We start from the raw sequence: 18,719 nt of genomic DNA on the forward strand, positions 1-18,719 counted from the left end.
TGCATACAAAATGGCGGAAATGCCGGAACACGCGAACGGCCAAGCGATGCTGCGCAAACCTGCTGCATACATCGGCACTTCCGCATTTGAACCCGAACAGCAGTCGATTGTAGCGTGGCGTGACGCGCTCCGCTTAGCGTCGCCGGCCGGTGCTCGATCAGGCTGCGCGACGCGCCGGCTGTTGCGACGGCGTGCCCGGTGGGGGGCGCGGCGCCGATCTGCCTGGCGCCGCGACCGTCATCGCCAGTTCGAACAGCCCGTCCCATGGGTTTGGCGGCGGACCGTTGCGGCGGTCGGCGGCCGAGCCGGACAAGCCCTTGACCTGGCGATCGAGGCGCGCGGCAAGCGATAGCGCTTGCTCCAGCGCCGGTTCGGTCACGCGCGACAGCGCCGGCCCGACGAGCCGCTCGCGCGGCCCCCAGACACGGTTTTCGCGCAGCAGCATCGCGAGCGGCTTGCCCGCCTCGACGCCGCGCTTGATGCGAAGCAGCGTGCGCAGCTCTTCGACGATCGCCCACAGCACCAGGACCGTCGCCTCGCCTTCGCCCTTCAACCCGTCGAGCATCCGCGCAAGCCGGCCGACGTCGCCCGCAAGCATCGCTTCGTTGAGCTTGAAGACGTCGTAGCGCGCGACGTTGAGCACGGCGTCCTGCACCTGTTCGAAGCTCAACACGCCTTGCGGATAGAGCAAGCCGAGCTTCTGAATTTCCTGGTGTGCGGCGAGCAGATTGCCTTCGACGCGCTCCGCAATGAATTGCAGCGCGCGCCGCCCTTCTTCGCCCGCGGCGACGCGCTGGCCCTGCTGCGCGAGGCGCTGCCCCACCCAGTTCGGCAGTTGCGCGCGCTCGACAGGATCGATCTTGAACGCCACGCCCGCGTCGGCGAGCGCGGTGAACCAGGCGGCTTTCTGCGTCGCGGCGTCGAGACGCGGCAGCGTGACGAGCGTCAGCACGTCGGGATTGCCGGCCGACGCGAGCGTCTTCAATGCGTCGGCGCCTTCCTTGCCGGGCTTGCCCGACGGGATGCGCAGCTCGACGAGCTGTCGCTCGCCGAACAACGACATCGACTGGCTGGCGCCGAGCAGCGAACTCCAGTCGAATCCGCGCTCGACGGTGAACACCGAGCGATCGGTAAACCCTGCGGCGCGAGCCGCCGCACGAATGCGGTCGCACGCCTCCTGGGCGAGCAGGTGCTCGTCGCCATACACGACGTACAGGCCCGCCAGTCCCTTCGCGAGATGCGGTTCGAGAGCGTCAAGTCGCAGTTGCATGAGGGCGTGCGATTACCGAAAGCGGGAGGGACGAAGCGATCAAAGCGGCGGCGACGGCAACGGGATGCGCGGCGCGACACCCGGCACTTGCTGTCCTGGAGCCGGATGCAGCGAACGCACGAGGGAAAGTCGCCGCGTAAGCTGATCGACCGCGTCGTTCTGCATGTCGGCGAACAACAGATCGGCCTCCTGCACCTTCGCCGTCGCGTACTGGTTGCTATAGGTCATCGCCCGATTCAACGAAATCACGCTCGGCGGAATCAACAAGGTTCCGTCCTTACCGACGAGCTGGTAGCTGAGCGAATAGCTGATCTGATACTCCTCGACGAGACCCTGCGAGTTCATCGTCAACGTGCTGATCCCGCGCCCTTCGGACATCGTCAAAATCGCGTCCGCGTTGGCCGTCGAATCGACGACGACCGTATCGCTGCCGCCCTGCACCATGCGCGTCAGGCGCGCCGCGACCGGTGCCGGGGCGCCGGAGATGGCGAGCCGCTTGAACGCGTAGTCCTGCTGACCGCGCAACTGGAAGCCGCATGCGGACAGCATCATCACGCTGCACGCAAGCGTCAAAAACGATCTGCGAGTCACATGACCTCCTTGGTTCGCAGTGACGAGGCGCGCGCGGTGAAGCCGGCCGCGCGGCGCCCGGCTCATTCTCATGCCACGACGTTCACGAGGCGGCCCGGCACGATGATGACCTTCTTCGGCGGCCGGCCTTCGGCGAAGCGCGCGAACATCTCATGCGCGAGCGCGGCCTGCTCGATCGCCTCGCGCGGCGCGTCCTTCGCGACCGTCAGCGCGCCGCGCACCTTGCCGTTCACTTGCAGCACGAGTTCGATCTCGGCCTGCTCGAGCGCTTTTTCGTCGACCTTCGGCCACGGCGCATCGAGCAGTCCGCCGAATTCGCCCGAGTAGCCGAGCTCGCTCCACAACTGATGCGTGACGTGCGGCACGACCGGGTACAACACGCGCAGCAGGATGCCGTAAGTTTCGCGCAGCACCGCGCCTTGCGCGCCTTTCGCGTCTTCGAGCGCGTTGAGCATCTTCATCGCCGCCGACACCACCGTGTTGTACTGCAGGCGCTGATAGTCGAAATCGGCCTGCTTCAACACGCTGTGGATTTCACGGCGCAGCGTCTTGTCGGCATCGGCAAGCGCCGCTGCGTCGAACGCGCCGCGCTCGCGCAACACCGTCTGGTTCGCAAAACCGAACGCCCATGCGCGCCGCAGGAATCGGCTCGCGCCCTCGACGCCCGTGCCCGACCACTCGAGCTGCTGCTCGGGCGGCGCCGCGAACATCGCGAACAAGCGCGCGGTATCGGCGCCGTGCTGGTCGATCAAGAGCTGCGGATCGACGCCGTTGTTCTTCGACTTCGACATCTTCTCGATGCCGCCAAGCTCGACCGGCTGGCCGTCCGCGTTCAGCGTCGCCCCGATCGGGCGGCCCTTGTCGTCGTGCGTGACGCTGACGTCGGCCGGGTTGTACCAGGTTTTCCTGCCCGCGGCGTCTTCGCGGTAGAAGGTCTCGTTGAGCACCATGCCCTGCGTGAGCAGGTTCTTCGCCGGCTCGCCGAACTTGACGAGCCCCAGGTCGCGCGACACCTTCGCCCAGAAGCGCGAGTACAACAGGTGCAGGATCGCGTGCTCGATGCCGCCGATGTATTGATCCATCGGCATCCAGTAGTCGGTGCGCGCGTCGACCATCGTCGGCGCGTCGGGCGACGCGTAGCGGTAGAAGTACCACGACGAATCGACGAAGGTGTCCATCGTGTCCGTCTCGCGCTTGGCCGGCGCGCCGCACTTCGGACACGTGCAGTTCACGAATGCCGCCGATTTCGCGAGCGGGTTGCCTGTGCCGTCCGGCACGAGGTCTTCCGGCAGCACGACGGGCAGGTCCTGTTCCGGCACCGGCACGTCGCCGCAGCTCGGGCAGTGGATGATCGGGATCGGCGTGCCCCAATAGCGCTGGCGCGAAATGCCCCAGTCGCGCAGGCGCCACGTGACTTGCTTGTCGCCGAGGCCGAGCGCCTTGAGATCGGCGGCGATCACATCGACCGCTTGCTCGTAGTTCAAGCCGTCGTACTTGCCGCTTGCGACGCAAACGCCGGCTTTCTTGTCGGCGTACCACTCCTGCCACGCCTGGGTCGAGAACTGCTGCCCCTCGGCGGCGATCACCTGCTTGATCGGCAGGCCGTATTTCTTCGCGAACGCGAAGTCGCGCTCGTCGTGCCCCGGCACGCCCATCACCGCGCCTTCGCCGTAGCTCATCAGCACGTAGTTTCCGACCCACACCTCGATCGGCTCCTGCGTCAGCGGATGCTTGACGTAAAAGCCCGTCGCCATGCCCTTCTTTTCCATCGTCATGACGTCGGCTTCCGCGACGCCGCCGCGCTTGCATTCGTCGACGAACGCCTGCAGTTCCGGCTTGCCTTTCGCGAGATGCGTTGCCAGCGGATGCTCGGCGGCCACCGCGCAGAACGTGACGCCCATGATCGTGTCGGGGCGCGTCGTGAACACGCGCAAGAGCTTCTGCTCGCCGTCGAGCTCGTAAGGGAAGCCGAAGTTCACGCCGAAGCTCTTGCCGATCCAGTTCTGCTGCATGATCTTCACGCGCTCGGGCCAGCCGAGGCCGTCGAGGTCTTTCAGCAATTCATCGGCGTATTGCGTGATCCGCATGTAATACATCGGGATCTCGCGCTTTTCGACGAGCGCGCCCGAGCGCCAGCCGCGGCCGTCGATCACCTGCTCGTTCGCGAGCACGGTCTGGTCGACCGGGTCCCAGTTCACGGTGCCGGTTTTCTTGTACGCGATGCCCTTTTCGAGCATCTTCAGGAACAGCCACTGGTTCCACTTGTAGTACTCGGGCTTGCAGGTCGCGAACTCGCGCGACCAGTCGATCGCGAGGCCCATCGACTGCATCTGCCCCTTCATGTACGCGATGTTGTCGTAGGTCCACTTCGCGGGCGGCACGCCGTTCGCCATCGCTGCGTTCTCCGCGGGCATGCCGAACGCGTCCCAGCCCATCGGCATCAGCACGTTGTAGCCGTTCATCCGCAGATAGCGGTACATCACGTCGTTGATCGTGTAGTTGCGCACGTGACCCATGTGCAGCTTGCCCGACGGGTACGGCAGCATCGAGACGCAATAGAACTTCTGCTTACCGGCGATTTCCGTGGACTTGTAGGCATCGGCGGCGCGCCAGTCTTGCTGGGCGGCGGCTTCGACGTCGGCGGGTAAGTATCTTTCTTGCATGGTGTGTGGTTCGGGCTGGCTGTGCGTTCGCACCCTTTGACGCCTGACCGTGCGGGCGGCGCCGGGCGCGTTGGGCGTGGCTGTAAATGACGAAAATGCGGTCGAGAAGCGGGTTCCCCATCGCCCGGCCGGCGCGGGGAAAGGGCTGATTATACCGTTCGCGCCGGATTACCCGTAGCGCTCTGCCGCTATGGAGTTGCGGCGGCCGGCGCGCTCGCGCCCGGCGGTTCGGTGACGAAGCCGATACGCTCGAGCCCCGCCTGCTGTGCCGCGCCCATCACTTGCGCGATCACCTCATAGCGGGTCGCACGCGCCGCGCGCAGATGAATCTCCGGTGCCTCGGCGAGCTTGCCCGCCTCGGCGAACTTCGCGCGCATCGCGTCGAGCGAAATCGGCTGGCCGTTCCAGTAGATCTTGCCGGCGGCGTCGATCGATAGGGAGATGGTCGTCGGCGTCTGGCGTGCCGGGGCGGAAGCGACCTTCGGCAAATCGAGCCGGATCGCGTGTGTGAAGAGCGGCGCGGTGATGATGAAGATGACGAGCAGCACCAGCATCACGTCGATCAGCGGCGTCATGTTGATGTCCGCCATCGGCGCGGCAGTCTGCTTCTTGTCGAGTCCGCCGAATGCCATGGTTGCGCTCCGCGTTGCTCAGTTAGCGCTCAGGACGCCTCGACGCGGCGCGACGAGGCCGCCTCGTGGGGCGCGGCGTCCTGCGGCGCGCAGACGTAGGCGTGCAGGTCGTGCGCGAAACCGTCCAGCTCCTCCGACAATTGCCGCGCCATGCGCCCGAGCACGTTGTACGCGAGCACGGCGGGAATCGCGACGACCAGACCGAACGCCGTCATGATGAGCGCCTCGCCGACGGGCCCCGCAACGTTCTCGATCATCGCCTGACCGCTCGCGGCAATGCTGCCGAGCGCGTGATAGATCCCCCAGACCGTGCCGAGCAAGCCGACGAACGGCGCCGTGCTGCCGACCGACGCGAGCAGCACCTGCCCGAATTCGAGCCGCCGCTGCGACGCGGCGAGCGCCTGACGCAGCGCGCGCAGCACCCGCTCGCTGCGCTCGACGCGCGCGAGCAGCGCGCCCGGCATGTGCGCCTCGGCCGATTCGAGCGCGGCTTCGGCGAGCGGCGCGAACACGCGCTCCTTATCGGCGAAGCGCAGCGCGAGCACGCCGTCGGAGAGCGTCGGCGCCTGCCAGAACAGCGTCAGCGCACGCGGTGCTTGGCGCTTCGCACGCGCGAGCATCCAGCTTTTCACGATCAAAAAGCACCAGCTCGCCACCGACATCGCCAGCAACAGATACGCGACGCCGTGCGTGACGGCGTCGCTCGTTTGCAGGTAGTGAAGAATGCCTGTGTTTGCCATCGGGGCCGAAGCGCTGTCGGGCGCGGTCAGGAATAAACGCGGGACACGCTCAACGCAGGCCGAGCACGTCCTGCATGTCGAAGAGGCCGGTCTCGCGGCCCGCGAGGAAGCGCACCGCGCGCAGCGCGCCTTGCGCGTACGACACGCGGCTCGCCGATTTGTGCGTGATCTCGATGCGCTCGCCGATGCCGGCAAAGAGCACCGTGTGATCGCCGACGATATCGCCGCCGCGAATCGCCGAGAAGCCGATAGTCGACGGATCGCGCTCGCCCGTCACGCCCTCGCGGCCGTACACGGCGCAATCCTTGAGATCGCGGCCGAGCGCGCCCGCGACCACCTCGCCCATCATCAGCGCGGTGCCCGACGGAGCGTCGACCTTGTGGCGATGGTGCGCTTCGATGATCTCGATGTCGTAGCCGGTGGCGAACGCGCGCGCGGCGAATTCGAGCAGCTTCAGCGTGACGTTCACGCCGACGCTCATATTCGCCGCAAACACGATGCCGATTTTCTCGGCGGCGGAGTAGAGCCGCGCTTTTTGCGCGTCGTCGAAACCGGTGGTGCCGATCACGAGCTTCACGTTGTGGCGCAGCGCCGCCTCGACGTGCGCCATCGTGCCCTCAGGCCGCGTGAAATCGATCAGACAGTCGGCAGCGGCGAAGACGCGGTCGATATCGCCGGTCAGCCGGACGCCCGTCTCTTTACCGAGAAACGCGCCCGCATCCTGGCCGAGCTGCGGAGAGCCCGCGCGATCGAGCGCGCCGGCGAGCGTGAGGTCCGGGTCGTTCAGGACCGCTTCGATCAGCATCCGGCCCATCCGGCCCGATGCGCCAGCAATGGCAATTTTCATGAGCAATACGCGTAATAAAACGACGAGTTACGACGAATGTCGGGAATCACGGCACCGCACAAAGAACGAAGGCGGGCGGCACGTGATGTGCGCCCGCCTGTCGCTTCGCCGCGCGCTCAGCCACCCGTTCCCGGCGCGCCTTGCGGCGACGACGTCAGCGGCGGGTTATGCACGGCGGAGCCGTCGCTGCTTTGCGAGCCCGCCGGACCGACCGGGTTGCTGTTATCCGGCTCGTTTGCCGGCGGCCGGTGGAACTGGAACTGGGGCCGGCCCTGCAGCGGCGCGGCGCCCGGCGGCAAACCCGCGGTGGACGGCGGCACGGTCACGGACGGCCTATTGGTCGGCGTCGAGGTGACCTGGCCCGTTGCGCGATTCGCCGCCTGCGCAGCCTGGGCGTTCGCGGCCGACGGGGGCAGCGCGCCTGCCTGAGCGGCCTCGTCGGTCGGCGAAGCAACCGTCGCGACCGGCGCCGGCGACGCCGCCGCGCTCGTGCCGCTTGCCGTGGCGGCCGCACTGGCCGCGAGCGCCGCTTCCGCGGCCTTTTCCTGCGCGGCCTTCTTCTTGCCGAGCTTGTCGCCGTCGATGTCGGCGAGCAATTCAAGGTTGGACGGCAGGTTGTCGCCGCCCGACCAGCTCGCGACGCGGTCGTTCTGGAAGTTCACGACGAAGTCGCGCTGCTGGACGATCGACGTCGAGCCGCGCTTGAAATAGAACAGGTAGTCCCAGCGATCCGCATGGAACAGGTCTGATAGCAGCGGCGTGCCGAGCAGCGCCTTCACCTGGTCCCGCGACATGCCGACCTGCATCTTCGCGGCCATTTCCGCCGAGACGAAGTTGCCCTGGACGATGGTTATCCGGTAGGGCGTGATGGTTTGCGCGATGCGCTGCGTGACGCTGTTATAACTCGAACATCCCGCAAGGGCCGCCGCCGCAGCGGCAACGATCAAGGTACTCCGCACGCGGCTCCCCCGGTTCAAAAGAAAATTTGGAATCATTTCACTCACCGTGCGGGCCCGCCTGGATTGGCTCCGAGGCCGCGCGAGTTACACCGAAGATGACCGGAACAGCAAAAACACATTACTATTAGAACCCAGCATTGTACTCTAGGGATGCCTACCGATGACCAATCCGACCGATCTCAAGAATATCGGGCTCAAGGCGACCCTACCGCGCCTCAAGATTCTCGAGATTTTCCAGCACAGTCCTGTGCGCCACCTCACCGCTGAAGATGTCTACCGGAGCCTGCTGCATGAAGAGCTCGATATCGGGCTCGCCACGGTCTATCGCGTGCTGACACAGTTCGAGCAGGCGGGACTTTTGTCGCGCAGCAACTTCGAGTCCGGCAAGGCGGTGTTCGAACTCAACGAAGGCACGCACCACGATCACCTCGTGTGCCTCGACTGCGGGCTCGTCGAGGAGTTTTTCGACCCCGAAATCGAAAGCCGCCAGCACTCGATCGCGAAGGAGCGCGGCTTCAAGCTGCAAGAGCATGCCTTGGCGTTGTACGGCGCGTGCATCAAGGAAAACTGCCCGCACCGCAAGCATTGAGCCCGCGCAGCCTAGGCTGAATGTGAGAAAGCCGCCCAACCGGGCGGCTTTCTTTTTGTGTCGGCCGGAATTAGTGCTTCAGCACTTACTCCGGCCCCATGCAAGGCGGTCGACCCGAGTCAGCGCTTTAGCGGTCGGCGGCGGCAACCTCTGATCGCTCAAGCTACCAGCGCTTCGCCGAACGCCAGCCGATACGGCTCTGCCAACTTCACCTCGTCGCAATTCGGCTGATTCCCGCCGCGATCGACGACGATGAAGTCCCCTTCCCGGTCGAGCACGATCAGCGGATGGTGCCAGACCCCGCGCGCGTAGTTCACGCCCTGGAAGCCCTCGCCCGCAAACGCGCGCAGCCGCGACGGATCGAACTCGCCCGCAGGCGCCACGACGACGAGGTACTTCACGTCGCCAAGCGGAATGAACGCCTGGCTGCCGAGCGGGTGACGCTCCATCAGCGCGACGTCGAGCGGCAGACTGCGCGGCTGTCCGCGAAACACGTTGATGAGCGGACGGCCGCCGGCTTCCGTCACGTCGACCGCCGCCAGATCGTGGTAGCGCTCGGTCGTGCCGCCGTTGATCGGGAAGTGCCGCGCGCCCGCGAGCTCGATCACGTCGCCGAACGGCGCGAACGCTTCGCGCGTAAGCCGTTCCACATGGAGGGTATTCATCGCTGCCTCGTTACTCGATTGACTCGACTTACTCGATTTCGCCCCACAGACGCAGGCGCGACACGCCGCCGTCCGGGAAGATGTTGAAGCGCACGTGCGTCACCGGTCCGAGCGCGGCCAGCTCGGCCTCGAAGGTGTGCACGTTGTCCATTTTGAGCGGCTGCTCGGGCAGCAGCGCCGGCCAGAACATGGCCTGCGTGATGAGCGACTCGTCGGTGCCGCCCGTCACCCGCGCCGCCTGCAGCGAGCAGCGGTCAGGGAAGTTGCCCTTGAAGTGCGCGGTATCCACTTCGACGCGCCGGATCACGCCGGGATGCGCCAGCGCGACGATCGCCCAGTCGTTGCCGGGCTCGCGCCGGCGACGCGTCTCCCAGCCGTCGCCCATGTTCACGCCGCGGCCCGGCATCAGGATGGTCGAGGCCAGACCGAAGTGCTGGTTGTTCGCCGCGACCAGATACGCGCCGTTCTCGGCCGCAGCCAGATCGACCGAGACGCCGCGCTCCGCGCGACTCCAGTCGACCGTCGGCTGGCCGTAGACGCGCAGCCGCGCAATGCCGCCGTCCGGGTAGATGTTCACGCGCAGGTGCGTGTACGGGCGCCCATCTGTCACGTCGAGATAGTGGTGCTGATTGCCTTGCAGCGTCGTCGCGGGCACGATCGCGCGCCATTGCGCGTTGTCCGGCGGTGTCTCGGTATCGGCGTAGCAGGCGTCGATCGAGGCGGCCGGCGGGAAGTTGCCCGTGAAGTGGCTCGTATCGACATCGATGCCGTAGACCGTGCCCGGCCGGGCAAGCTTCACGATGCAGTAGTCGTAGCCGGTCGTGCGCTTGCGGCGCGTCTCCCAGCCGTCCATCCATTTGCCGTGATCGTCGTACTTGCCCGGGATGAAGACCGCCGGCTGCGGGTCGAGCATGCGCTCTTTCGGCGCGAAGAATTCGTCGCTCGCGAAGATCGGCTTCGCGCCAAGGCGCGGGTCGGCCAGGTTCAGGTAGCGGCGCGTGAATGACGGGGCGTTGGGGTCGAGAGTCGGGATAGCCATGATGCAGTTGAATCTCCGGTGAATTTCGGCGGACAGGCTCCACAGCCTGTCCGTCGGGACAAATAGGAAGCGGTTAAGCCGGCACCGGCGCCGCGCAGGCTCAGACGGCCGAAGCGGCCGGCGCAACGTGCACGCCTTCGGTCGCGCCGCCTTCGTCGACGCCGGGAATGAAGCGCACGTCCGGCTCCTGGTTCAGCACGCGGCGGGCACGCACGCGGTCGATATCGTTTTCCCACACGGCGACCACCACCGTCGCGACGCAGTTGCCGATCAGGTTCGTGAGCGCCCGGGCAATCCCGACGAACCAGTCGACCGGCAGGATCAGCACGAGACCGAGCACCGGAATCGCGGGAATCGCAGAGAGCGTGGCGGCCAAAATCACGATCGCCGAGCCGGGGATGCCGTGCGCGCCCTTCGACGTCACGAGCGACACGAGCACCACGACGACGAGGTCATGCATCGACAGCGGCGTATTGGTGGCCTGCGCGATGAAGATGACGGCGAGCGTGAGGTAGATCGAAAAGCCGTCGAGGTTGAACGAGTAGCCGGTCGGAATCACGAGGCCTACGGTCGAATCCTTGACGCCCATCCATTCGAGCTTGCGCATGATTTGCGGCAGCACGGCGTCCGACGAAGCGGTGCCGAGCACGATCGACAGCTCTTCGCGCAGGTAGCGGATCAGCTTGAAGATGTTGAAGCCCGCGAGCTTCATCACGACGCCGAGCACGACGAACACGAACACGAAACAGCTCGCATAGAAGACGAGCACCAGCACGCCGAGCTGCTTGAGCGAACCGACGCCATAGGCGCCCGTCGTGAACGCGATCGCGCCGAGCACGCCGAGCGGCGCGAGCTTGATGATGAAGCCCATGATGCGGAAGAACACGTGCGAGAGCTCTTCGATCAGGGTGTTGACCTTCTGCGCCTTCTCGCCGAGCAGCGACAGCGCCGAGCCGAACAGCACCGAGAACACGAGCACTTGCAGGATGTCGCCCTTCGCGAACGCGTCGACGGCGGTGTCCGGGACGATCTTCAGCAGAAAGCCGGCCACGTCCTTCAGGCTCTTCGCGTGCTCCGTGTAAGTGGTGAGCGCGGCCGCGTCGAGCGAGTGCAGGTCGATGTTCATGCCCACGCCAGGCTTCAGGAAGTACGCGAGCGCCGCACCGATCACGAGCGCGATCGAGGTCATGAACTCGAAATAGACGACCGCCTTCGTGCCGACCCGGCCGACCTTCTTCAGATTGCCCGCGCTAGCCATGCCGCTCACGACGACGCAGAACACGATCGGTCCGATGACCATCTTGATCAGCTTGAGAAAGCCGTCGCCGAGGGGCCGTAGCGATTGGGCGAAGTGCGGAAATAACGCGCCGATCACGATGCCCGCGACCAGCGCGATCATCACCCGGCCAAACAACGAATTGAGGAACTTCAACACGGCTTTCTCCTGATGAGAAGAGAAGGAATCGGCTTAACTGTTCATACTGGTCGGACCAGAGCAGTTATGGTGAATAGTAGGAAGCCGATATAGTGGCGTCAAGCCGCGCCGCGACGGTGTTTACCCGCGCCGAATCAGGCATTCCCGTTGCAGTCCAGGCCGGTTAGACCAGTTCGAGTTGCATGCTGCCGGCGGACGACTACAATGGTGGTCAGACCAGTTGGAGTTTTTGCCAGATGAAGAACGTCATGCATACCGTCACCGACGCCGCCACCGCGACGATCCGCGAGCGCATCGAGTCCGGGATCTATCCGGTCGGCAGCCTGCTGCCGGCGCAGCGGCAATTGTCGGAAGAGCTGGAGATCAGCCGCGCATCGCTGCGCGAAGCGCTATCGACGCTCGAAGCGCTCGGCATGCTGACGATCCGCGCCGGCAAGGGTGTCTATGTGGAAAGCGCGAAGGCGATGAACGGCCATGCTTGGCGTTTCGCCGATCAGTCGTCGCTGCCCGACACGTACCAGATGCGCTACGCGCTCGAAGGCTTTGCCGCGCGCATGGCCGCGCTCGCGATCAGCGATGCCGACATCGCCTGGTTCGATGAAAACATGGATGCGCTGCACGCCGCGCTCACGAACGGCGACTTAGACGAAGCCTCGCAGCTCGACTTCGAGTTCCATATGCGCATCATCGGGATCGCGGGCAATTCGGCGATCGATACGGTGCTGCGCGGCAGCGCCGAGATCATGAAGGAAAGCCAGCGCCTGCCGTTCTATCAGCGCGAGCTGCTGCTGTCGACGTACCACGAGCATCGCGCGATTCTCGACGCGCTGAAAGCGCGCGATAGCGAGGGCGCCGGGCGCGCGATCGAAGCGCATATCGCAGCGGCGGCGCAGCGCGCGGGTGTGCATTTTCCGACGCCGCCGCGATCGGCCGAGACGAACGGCGAATCGCTGATATCGGCTTCGGCTTCGCGCTGATCGACTTTGGAAAAAAACGCCGCGCGCAGCGTTGCATGGGACCCGCAAGTCAGTGCTGAAGCGCTAGCTCGGGCCGACATAAAAAAACCGCTCCGAGGAGCGGTTTTTTTGCGCCGGCGCAGCGCGACGTGCCGAGAGCCGACGCCGGAACTAAGGGCGATCGCCGCTTACTGCGCGTTCGCGAGCGCGACGGCCGTATCGAGCATGCGGTTCGAGAAGCCCCACTCGTTGTCGTACCAGCTCGACACTTTCACGAGACGGCCCGACACCTTCGTCAGCGTCGCATCGAACGTCGACGAAGCCGGGTTGTGGTTGAAGTCGATCGACACGAGCGGCGCCGAGTTGTAGCCGAGGATGCCCTTGAGCGCGCCTTCCGACGCTTCCTTCATGATCGCGTTGACTTCGTCGACGGTCGTATCGCGCTTGGCGATGAACGACAGGTCGACGATCGACACGTTGATCGTCGGGACGCGGATCGCGTAGCCGTCGAGCTTGCCGTTCAGCTCCGGCAGCACGAGGCCGACCGCCGATGCGGCTCCCGTCTTCGTCGGGATCTGGCTGTGCGTCGCCGAGCGAGCGCGGCGCAGGTCTTCGTGATAGACGTCGGTCAGCACCTGGTCGTTCGTGTACGCGTGGATCGTCGTCATCAGGCCGGTTTCGAGGCCGATCTTGTCGTTCAGCGGCTTGACGAGCGGCGCCAGGCAGTTCGTCGTGCACGAGGCGTTCGAGATCACCGTGTGGTCTTTCTTCAGCGTGTGGTGGTTCACGCCGTAGACGATGGTCGCGTCGACATCCTTGCCGCCCGGCGCCGAGATGATGACCTTCTTCGCGCCGCCCTTGATGTGCGCGCTCGCCTTTTCTTTCGTCGTGAAGAAGCCCGTGCACTCCATCACCACGTCGACGCCCAGGTCGCCCCACGGCAGTTCGGCCGGATTGCGGTTCGCCAGCACGCGGATCTTGTCGCCGTTCACGACGAGGTAGTCGCCGTCGACCGCGACCTTGCCCGGGAACTTGCCGTGCGCGGTGTCGTATTGCGTCAGGTGGGCGTTGGTCTTCGCATCGCCGAGGTCGTTGATCGCAACGAACTCGATGTCGTGCTTCTTGCCGTTTTCATAGAAAGCGCGCAGCGTGTTGCGGCCGATCCGGCCATAGCCGTTGATTGCAACGCGAATCGTCATGTTTATCTCCTGATACCTGGCTGAAAAAACTTGTCGCTTGCCTGCTGGGCGTTCGTTCGAGGCGCGGGGCATGCAGCTCTCGAGCGAACGCCATTCGTGCTTCGTCAGGCGAGCGTGGCCTTCGCCGTCGCGACCACGTGTTCGACGGTAAAGCCGAAATGTTTGAACAACACACCGGCCGGGGCCGATTCGCCGAACGTGTCGATGCCGACCACGCCGCCTTCCAGGCCCACGTACTTGCGCCAGAAGTCCGTCACGCCCGCTTCGATCGCGACACGGCGCACGCCCGTGGGCAGCACGCGCTCGCGGTACTCGGCGTCTTGCTTGTCGAAGACGTTGGTCGACGGCATCGACACGACGCGCGCCGCAATGCCTTCGCGCGCAAGCGGCTCGATCGCGTTCAGCGCGAGTTCGACTTCGGAGCCGGTCGCGATCAGGATGAGCTTGCGGGCCGGGACATCGTCGTTCCAGTCGCGCAGCACGTAGCCGCCCTTCGCGATGTTGGCGATCTGCGTGTCGGTGCGCGGTGCGAACGCGAGGTTCTGGCGGCTGAAGATCAGGCACGACGGGCCGTGGTGCTCGACCGCCTGGGTCCAGGCCACCGCCGTTTCGACAGTATCAGACGGACGCCACACTTGCAGGTGCGGAATCAGACGCAGGCTGGCGACGTGCTCGATCGACTGGTGCGTCGGGCCGTCTTCGCCGAGGCCAATCGAATCGTGCGTGAACACGAAGATCGACGGCGACTTCATCAACGCGGCGACGCGCAGCGCGTTGCGGCTGTAGTCGGAGAACGTCAGGAACGTGCCGCCGAACACCTTGTAGCCGCCATGCACCGCGATGCCGTTGATGGCTGCGCTCATGCCGAATTCGCGCACGCCGTAGTTGATGTGGTTGCCCCACTGGATGCCGGTCTCGCCAGGCTTCGCCGCGCGTACCGGCTTCGAGACCTTCCAGTTGGTGAGATTCGAGCCGGTCAGGTCGGCCGAGCCGCCGAGCAGTTCGGGCAGCACTGCCGCGAGACCTTCGATCGCCTGCTGCGAGGCCTTGCGCGTGGCGACGGTCTCGCCGCGCTCGTTCGCGCCGTCGATGATCGCTTGCGCCTTTTGTGCCCAATCAGCGGGCAGCTTCTTCGAGGCGCGGCGCTCGAACTCGGCCGCTTCGGCCGGATACTTCGCGCGGTATTGCGCGAACGCCGTATTCCACTCCCCTTCGCGCTTCGCGCCCGCTTCCTTCGCGTCCCACGCTGCGTAGACTTCCTGCGGGATGACGAACGGCCCCCACTTCCAGCCGAGCGCCTCGCGCGTCGCGGCGACTTCTGCAGCGCCAAGCGCCGCGCCGTGCACGTCGTGGCCGCCGGCCTTGTTCGGCGAGCCCTTGCCGATCACCGTCTTGCAGCAGATCAGCGTCGGTTTGTCGGCGAGCTTCGCTTGGGCGATGGCCGCGTCGACCGCATCGACGTTGTGGCCGTCGACATCTCGAATCACGTTCCAGCCGTAGGCTTCGAAGCGCTTCGGCGTGTCGTCGTGGAACCAGTTGACGACGTCGCCGTCGATCGAGATGCCGTTGTCGTCGTAGAGGGCGATCAGCTTGTTCAGCTTCAGCGTGCCCGCGAACGAGCAGGCTTCATGCGAGATGCCTTCCATCAGACAGCCGTCGCCGACGAACACGTAGGTGTGGTGATCGACGATCTTCGCATCGGCCTTGTTGAACTCGGCGGCGAGCAGCGCCTCGGCGAGCGCCATGCCGACGGCGTTCGCGAGACCTTGGCCCAGCGGGCCCGTGGTCGTCTCGACGCCCGGCGTGATGCCGTATTCGGGATGGCCCGGCGTCTTCGAGTGGAGCTGGCGGAAATTCTTCAGCTCGACGAGGGGCAGATCGTAGCCGGTCAGATGGAGCAGCGAGTACAGCAGCATCGAGCCGTGGCCGTTCGACAGCACGAAGCGGTCGCGTTCGGCCCATTGCGGGTTGGCCGGGTTATGGCGCAGATGGCGCGACCACAGCGCAACCCCGATTTCAGCCATGCCCATCGGCATGCCGGGGTGGCCGGAGTTCGCTTGTTGAACGGCATCCATGGCGAGCGCGCGGATCGCGTTGGCCATCAGGAAGATCGGGGCGGGAGACGGGGTCGTCATGTCGAGTCCGGAGAACGAGTCCAAAAAGCGGGGCGGGCGGCGGACCGGTTGCTCGTTTTTCAGCGGCTTTCGCCAATTCGGGCGCGCCCTCTTTGGCAGCGAACGGCGGCGGAACGTGCCCAAGCGGCAGAGCAAACGGACAAGGCTGCAAAGCCTGTCATTCTAGCAGATGGCGGGCTTCGCCCCCCGCCGCGCGATCCCGCCATGGGCCTTGCGCAAAGGCGCGGCCCGCGCTTTTATAATCGGGCGATCGGGACCGATTTTTCAGCGCCGCCGTGGCATCACCGCCGGCATTGCCCGCATTGCCGGCAACGAGAATCGAACGCTTCGCGCCGGCTCCAATCCAACTTCACCCCATTGCCCGTGTGCTGCATGGGCCCAGAGTAAGCGCTAAAGCGCTAACTCTGGCCGACCGCGTTGCATGGGCCCAGAGTAAGCGCTAAAGCGCTAACTCTGGCCGACACAGGAGAAACGCATGACCGCCCCGCGACCAGCCAACGTTTCATGGTTGACGCCCTACCTGACGGTGAACAATGCGCGCACTTCCATCTCGTTCTTCGAAGCGGCGTTCGGCTTCGAGCTGCGCGACAGCGTGCAGGACGACGGCGTCATCATGCACGCCGAGATGACCTACCAAGGACAGTTGATCGTGATGTTCGCGCCCGAGGGCGCGTTCGGCTCGACGGCGAAGACGCCGAAGAACGCCGGCGCGATCGCGCCCCAGTCGTTTTATCTGTACGTTCACGACGTCGACGAAGTGCACGCGCGCGCGGTAGCCGCGGGGGCGAAGTCGCTCTCGGCGCCGCAGGACCAGTTCTGGGGCGACCGCTTCGCGCAGGTCGAAGACCTCGACGGATACCGTTGGGCGCTCGCCCGCCACCTGTCGACCTGAACCGCCGAACCTACTATCGTCATGCCCCGTTTCTTTATCGATTTGAACTATGCGCCCGGCGATGTCGTCACGCTGTCCGACGAGGTCGCGCGTCATGTGCAGGTACTGCGTTTGCAGGTCGGCGACGCGCTCGTGGTCTTCAACGGACGCGGCGGCCAGAACGCCGCACGGCTCGCCGATATCGGCAAGCGTCACGCGCTCGTTGAAATCGGCGAGTTTGCCGAAGTCGAGGCCGAGCCGCCCTATCGCATCACGCTCGCCCAAGGCATCGCCGGCGGCGACAAGATGGACTGGCTGATCGAAAAAGCCGTGGAGCTGGGAGCGTCAGGATTCGTGCCGCTGGCGGCGGCGCGCAGCGTCGTGCGTCTCACGGGCGATCGCGCGCAACGCCGCCACGCGCATTGGCAAGGGATCGTGCGTGCGTCGTGCGAGCAATGCGGGCGCAACCGGCTGCCGGAAGTGGCAGCGCCTATCGAACTCGAAGCGTGGCTCGCAAGCCTGCCCGAGCGGCCAGAGAACGGCGACTTGCGCCTGATGCTGTCGCCGCGCGCGAGCGTCCCGTTCGCCGCACTGCCCGACAACGCGCCGCCAGGGAACGTGACTTTGCTGATCGGACCCGAAGGCGGCCTGACGCCCTCCGAAGAAGACGCGGCGGCCGCCCAGGGCTTCCTGCCGTTAGGGCTCGGCCCGCGCGTGCTGCGCACGGAAACGGCCGGCATCGCGGTATTGGCGGCACTGGCGGCGCGATGGGGCGGCTGGTAAGAACCAGAACAGTCCTTCTAAAAGAAGCGCATCAATGCAAAAGGCCCGCACAACCGGCGGGCCTTTCTTTGTCTTCGATCGATGACAGCCGGGACAACGCGCAGCGCCCGGCTGGAAAACGATCACGCAAACGAATAGAAAACGCGGAACGCGACTTTGCGCTCAGCCCAGAACTCCGCCCCTTCCCGAAACACGTCGAGCAGCGTTTCGCGGCCTTCCTTGTCGAACTTCTGCGCGATCGGCAACGCCTCGAGCACGATCACGAAACCCGGCTGCGAACCCGCCTTCTGCACCAGATCGGTCAAGCAGTCGTACAGCGCGTCGTAGTTCTTGCCGAAATGCTTCGGAAACAGAAACGACGTTGCGATCGTTTCCAGCACTTCCTGCTTCGTCTGTGCACTACCGCAGTACGCATACAGAAAATGCTGCTGAAGCTGGAGCGCTTCGTCGTGCAGATCCTGCACGCGAAACGCGCGAATCGACTGCACGATATTCGGCCGCACCGTCTTGAAAAGACTCATAGGCTCCTCTTTCGATGAAAGCCCGGGGCTGGCTTCGTGAGAGGCAGTCTGGCCGTGCTCGGCCATGCGCATCTGCATGACGCGCTGGAAAAGATTGCCGTCGCCGGCCGCGAAAAGATCCGTCGCGACCGCGGGGTCGTGCGCGTAGATGTTGTCGCTCATGCCGTTCATCCCAATGTCATTCAACAATGCGTTTAAAACTGTTGTAGTGGTCGTCAGTATAGAAACAATTGTCGACCTGCCTCGGCGGTCCCCCGCAGACAATGCGGCGGGCGCCGCGATTCTTCGCACGCGGCGTAGGAACAGTGTATTCGTGGTAATAGCCGCGCGGCTGCCGTGGCAGCAACCGCTCGAAGTTGCCGAATACGACGCCATCTTTCGGATACGGATAAGGTCCGCCGGCTGCGATCAAGTTCAACGTTCTGGCGGCTTCGGGCGGTAATTGCCCTGCCGCGATCGTGACCTCAACCTGCCCGGCCGGTGAACCGGACTTCGAATAGTCGCGTGCGAATGCGTCGGGGACGAAGCCCCCGGTGACAATGCCGATACTTCCAAGACTGCCGATCGCGAGGACGGCCGCGAGCGCGCCGTTGCGGAGCCACTTGCGTGCCATGAACCAGAGTTCCCGCTGATTGGATGAAGTTGACGACCACGAAAGACGTAAGGTTATCGCTAATGGCACCCGGAAGCAACGTTTGTCATTGAAACGAAAGGTTTTGCGGCCATGGCGAGAGCCGCCGGTGCGACAGTTTTACGCACCCAACCGAGTGGTCGATCAGGATTTTTTTATCCTGACCGAGATAAAATGACGATGACGGTGTTCG

General features: G+C 64.9%; 18 protein-coding genes. 4 read left to right on the forward strand and 14 right to left on the reverse strand.

Features of this window, described 5'->3' with window-relative positions:
• Positions 1-157: 157 nt before the first annotated feature.
• From holA to J3489_RS15035, 7 genes are all read right to left on the reverse strand, one after another.
• A complete protein-coding gene (gene holA, locus J3489_RS15005) occupies positions 158-1,270 on the reverse strand; it encodes a DNA polymerase III subunit delta (RefSeq protein WP_206999248.1) in 1,113 nt (370 codons plus the stop codon).
• Between the two features lie 39 nt (positions 1,271-1,309).
• Positions 1,310-1,861, reverse strand: a complete 552-nt coding sequence (locus J3489_RS15010; protein WP_206999250.1) for an LPS-assembly lipoprotein LptE — start codon at positions 1,859-1,861, stop codon at positions 1,310-1,312.
• A gap of 68 nt (positions 1,862-1,929) precedes the next feature.
• Positions 1,930-4,524: a leucine--tRNA ligase gene (leuS, locus tag J3489_RS15015; protein WP_206999252.1), complete on the reverse strand. Its 2,595-nt coding sequence runs from the start codon at positions 4,522-4,524 to the stop codon at positions 1,930-1,932.
• 188 nt (positions 4,525-4,712) lie between these two features.
• Positions 4,713-5,156: an ExbD/TolR family protein gene (locus J3489_RS15020; protein ID WP_206999253.1), complete on the reverse strand. Its 444-nt coding sequence runs from the start codon at positions 5,154-5,156 to the stop codon at positions 4,713-4,715.
• A 29-nt stretch (positions 5,157-5,185) separates the two neighbouring features.
• Complete coding sequence (locus tag J3489_RS15025; RefSeq protein ID WP_206999255.1) at positions 5,186-5,896, reverse strand: MotA/TolQ/ExbB proton channel family protein; 711 nt, start codon at positions 5,894-5,896, stop codon at positions 5,186-5,188.
• A 49-nt stretch (positions 5,897-5,945) separates the two neighbouring features.
• Positions 5,946-6,743: a 4-hydroxy-tetrahydrodipicolinate reductase gene (gene dapB, locus J3489_RS15030; RefSeq protein WP_206999257.1), complete on the reverse strand. Its 798-nt coding sequence runs from the start codon at positions 6,741-6,743 to the stop codon at positions 5,946-5,948.
• A gap of 116 nt (positions 6,744-6,859) precedes the next feature.
• On the reverse strand, positions 6,860-7,702 hold the full coding sequence (locus J3489_RS15035; protein WP_206999259.1) for an outer membrane protein assembly factor BamE: 843 nt from the start codon (positions 7,700-7,702) through the stop codon (positions 6,860-6,862).
• Between the two features lie 160 nt (positions 7,703-7,862).
• Here J3489_RS15035 and fur point away from each other — a divergent pair, with 160 nt between their 5' ends.
• Positions 7,863-8,291 carry a ferric iron uptake transcriptional regulator gene (gene fur, locus J3489_RS15040; RefSeq protein ID WP_206999261.1) on the forward strand — a complete coding sequence of 143 codons (429 nt, stop codon included), beginning with the start codon at positions 7,863-7,865 and terminating at the stop codon, positions 8,289-8,291.
• 158 nt (positions 8,292-8,449) lie between these two features.
• Here the strand turns inward: fur and J3489_RS15045 are convergent, their stop codons facing one another.
• The 3 genes from J3489_RS15045 to J3489_RS15055 form a co-directional block, all read right to left on the reverse strand.
• Positions 8,450-8,956 carry an ureidoglycolate lyase gene (locus J3489_RS15045; protein ID WP_206999262.1) on the reverse strand — a complete coding sequence of 169 codons (507 nt, stop codon included), beginning with the start codon at positions 8,954-8,956 and terminating at the stop codon, positions 8,450-8,452.
• A 28-nt stretch (positions 8,957-8,984) separates the two neighbouring features.
• Positions 8,985-9,995, reverse strand: a complete 1,011-nt coding sequence (gene alc / locus J3489_RS15050; RefSeq protein ID WP_206999264.1) for an allantoicase — start codon at positions 9,993-9,995, stop codon at positions 8,985-8,987.
• Positions 9,996-10,095: 100 nt separating this feature from the next.
• On the reverse strand, positions 10,096-11,430 hold the full coding sequence (locus J3489_RS15055; protein ID WP_206999266.1) for a C4-dicarboxylate transporter DctA: 1,335 nt from the start codon (positions 11,428-11,430) through the stop codon (positions 10,096-10,098).
• Positions 11,431-11,666: 236 nt separating this feature from the next.
• Here J3489_RS15055 and J3489_RS15060 point away from each other — a divergent pair, with 236 nt between their 5' ends.
• Positions 11,667-12,407, forward strand: coding sequence for a FadR/GntR family transcriptional regulator (locus J3489_RS15060; RefSeq protein ID WP_206999268.1), 741 nt, complete (start codon positions 11,667-11,669; stop codon positions 12,405-12,407).
• Positions 12,408-12,574: 167 nt separating this feature from the next.
• Here the strand turns inward: J3489_RS15060 and gap are convergent, their stop codons facing one another.
• Together gap and tkt are read right to left on the reverse strand one after the other, a co-directional pair.
• Positions 12,575-13,585, reverse strand: coding sequence for a type I glyceraldehyde-3-phosphate dehydrogenase (gene gap, locus J3489_RS15065; protein ID WP_206999270.1), 1,011 nt, complete (start codon positions 13,583-13,585; stop codon positions 12,575-12,577).
• 104 nt (positions 13,586-13,689) lie between these two features.
• A complete protein-coding gene (gene tkt / locus J3489_RS15070) occupies positions 13,690-15,720 on the reverse strand; it encodes a transketolase (RefSeq protein WP_206999272.1) in 2,031 nt (676 codons plus the stop codon).
• Positions 15,721-16,195: 475 nt separating this feature from the next.
• Here tkt and J3489_RS15075 point away from each other — a divergent pair, with 475 nt between their 5' ends.
• Together J3489_RS15075 and J3489_RS15080 are read left to right on the forward strand one after the other, a co-directional pair.
• The gene (locus J3489_RS15075; RefSeq protein WP_206999275.1) at positions 16,196-16,612 is read left to right on the forward strand and encodes a VOC family protein; all 417 of its coding nucleotides are present in this window, start codon (positions 16,196-16,198) and stop codon (positions 16,610-16,612) included.
• Positions 16,613-16,633: 21 nt separating this feature from the next.
• Entirely contained in the window at positions 16,634-17,374 is a 741-nt protein-coding gene (locus J3489_RS15080) for a 16S rRNA (uracil(1498)-N(3))-methyltransferase (RefSeq protein ID WP_206999277.1), read from the forward strand.
• A 122-nt stretch (positions 17,375-17,496) separates the two neighbouring features.
• Here J3489_RS15080 and J3489_RS15085 read toward each other — a convergent pair whose 3' ends face one another.
• Both J3489_RS15085 and J3489_RS15090 read right to left on the reverse strand, forming a co-directional pair.
• Positions 17,497-18,057, reverse strand: coding sequence for a barstar family protein (locus J3489_RS15085; protein ID WP_206999279.1), 561 nt, complete (start codon positions 18,055-18,057; stop codon positions 17,497-17,499).
• Between the two features lie 16 nt (positions 18,058-18,073).
• Positions 18,074-18,508: a ribonuclease gene (locus tag J3489_RS15090; RefSeq protein WP_206999281.1), complete on the reverse strand. Its 435-nt coding sequence runs from the start codon at positions 18,506-18,508 to the stop codon at positions 18,074-18,076.
• Positions 18,509-18,719: the final 211 nt, after the last annotated feature.

This window comes from Trinickia mobilis, assembly GCF_017315705.1.
Classification (GTDB): Bacteria; Pseudomonadota; Gammaproteobacteria; order Burkholderiales; family Burkholderiaceae; genus Trinickia_A; species Trinickia_A mobilis.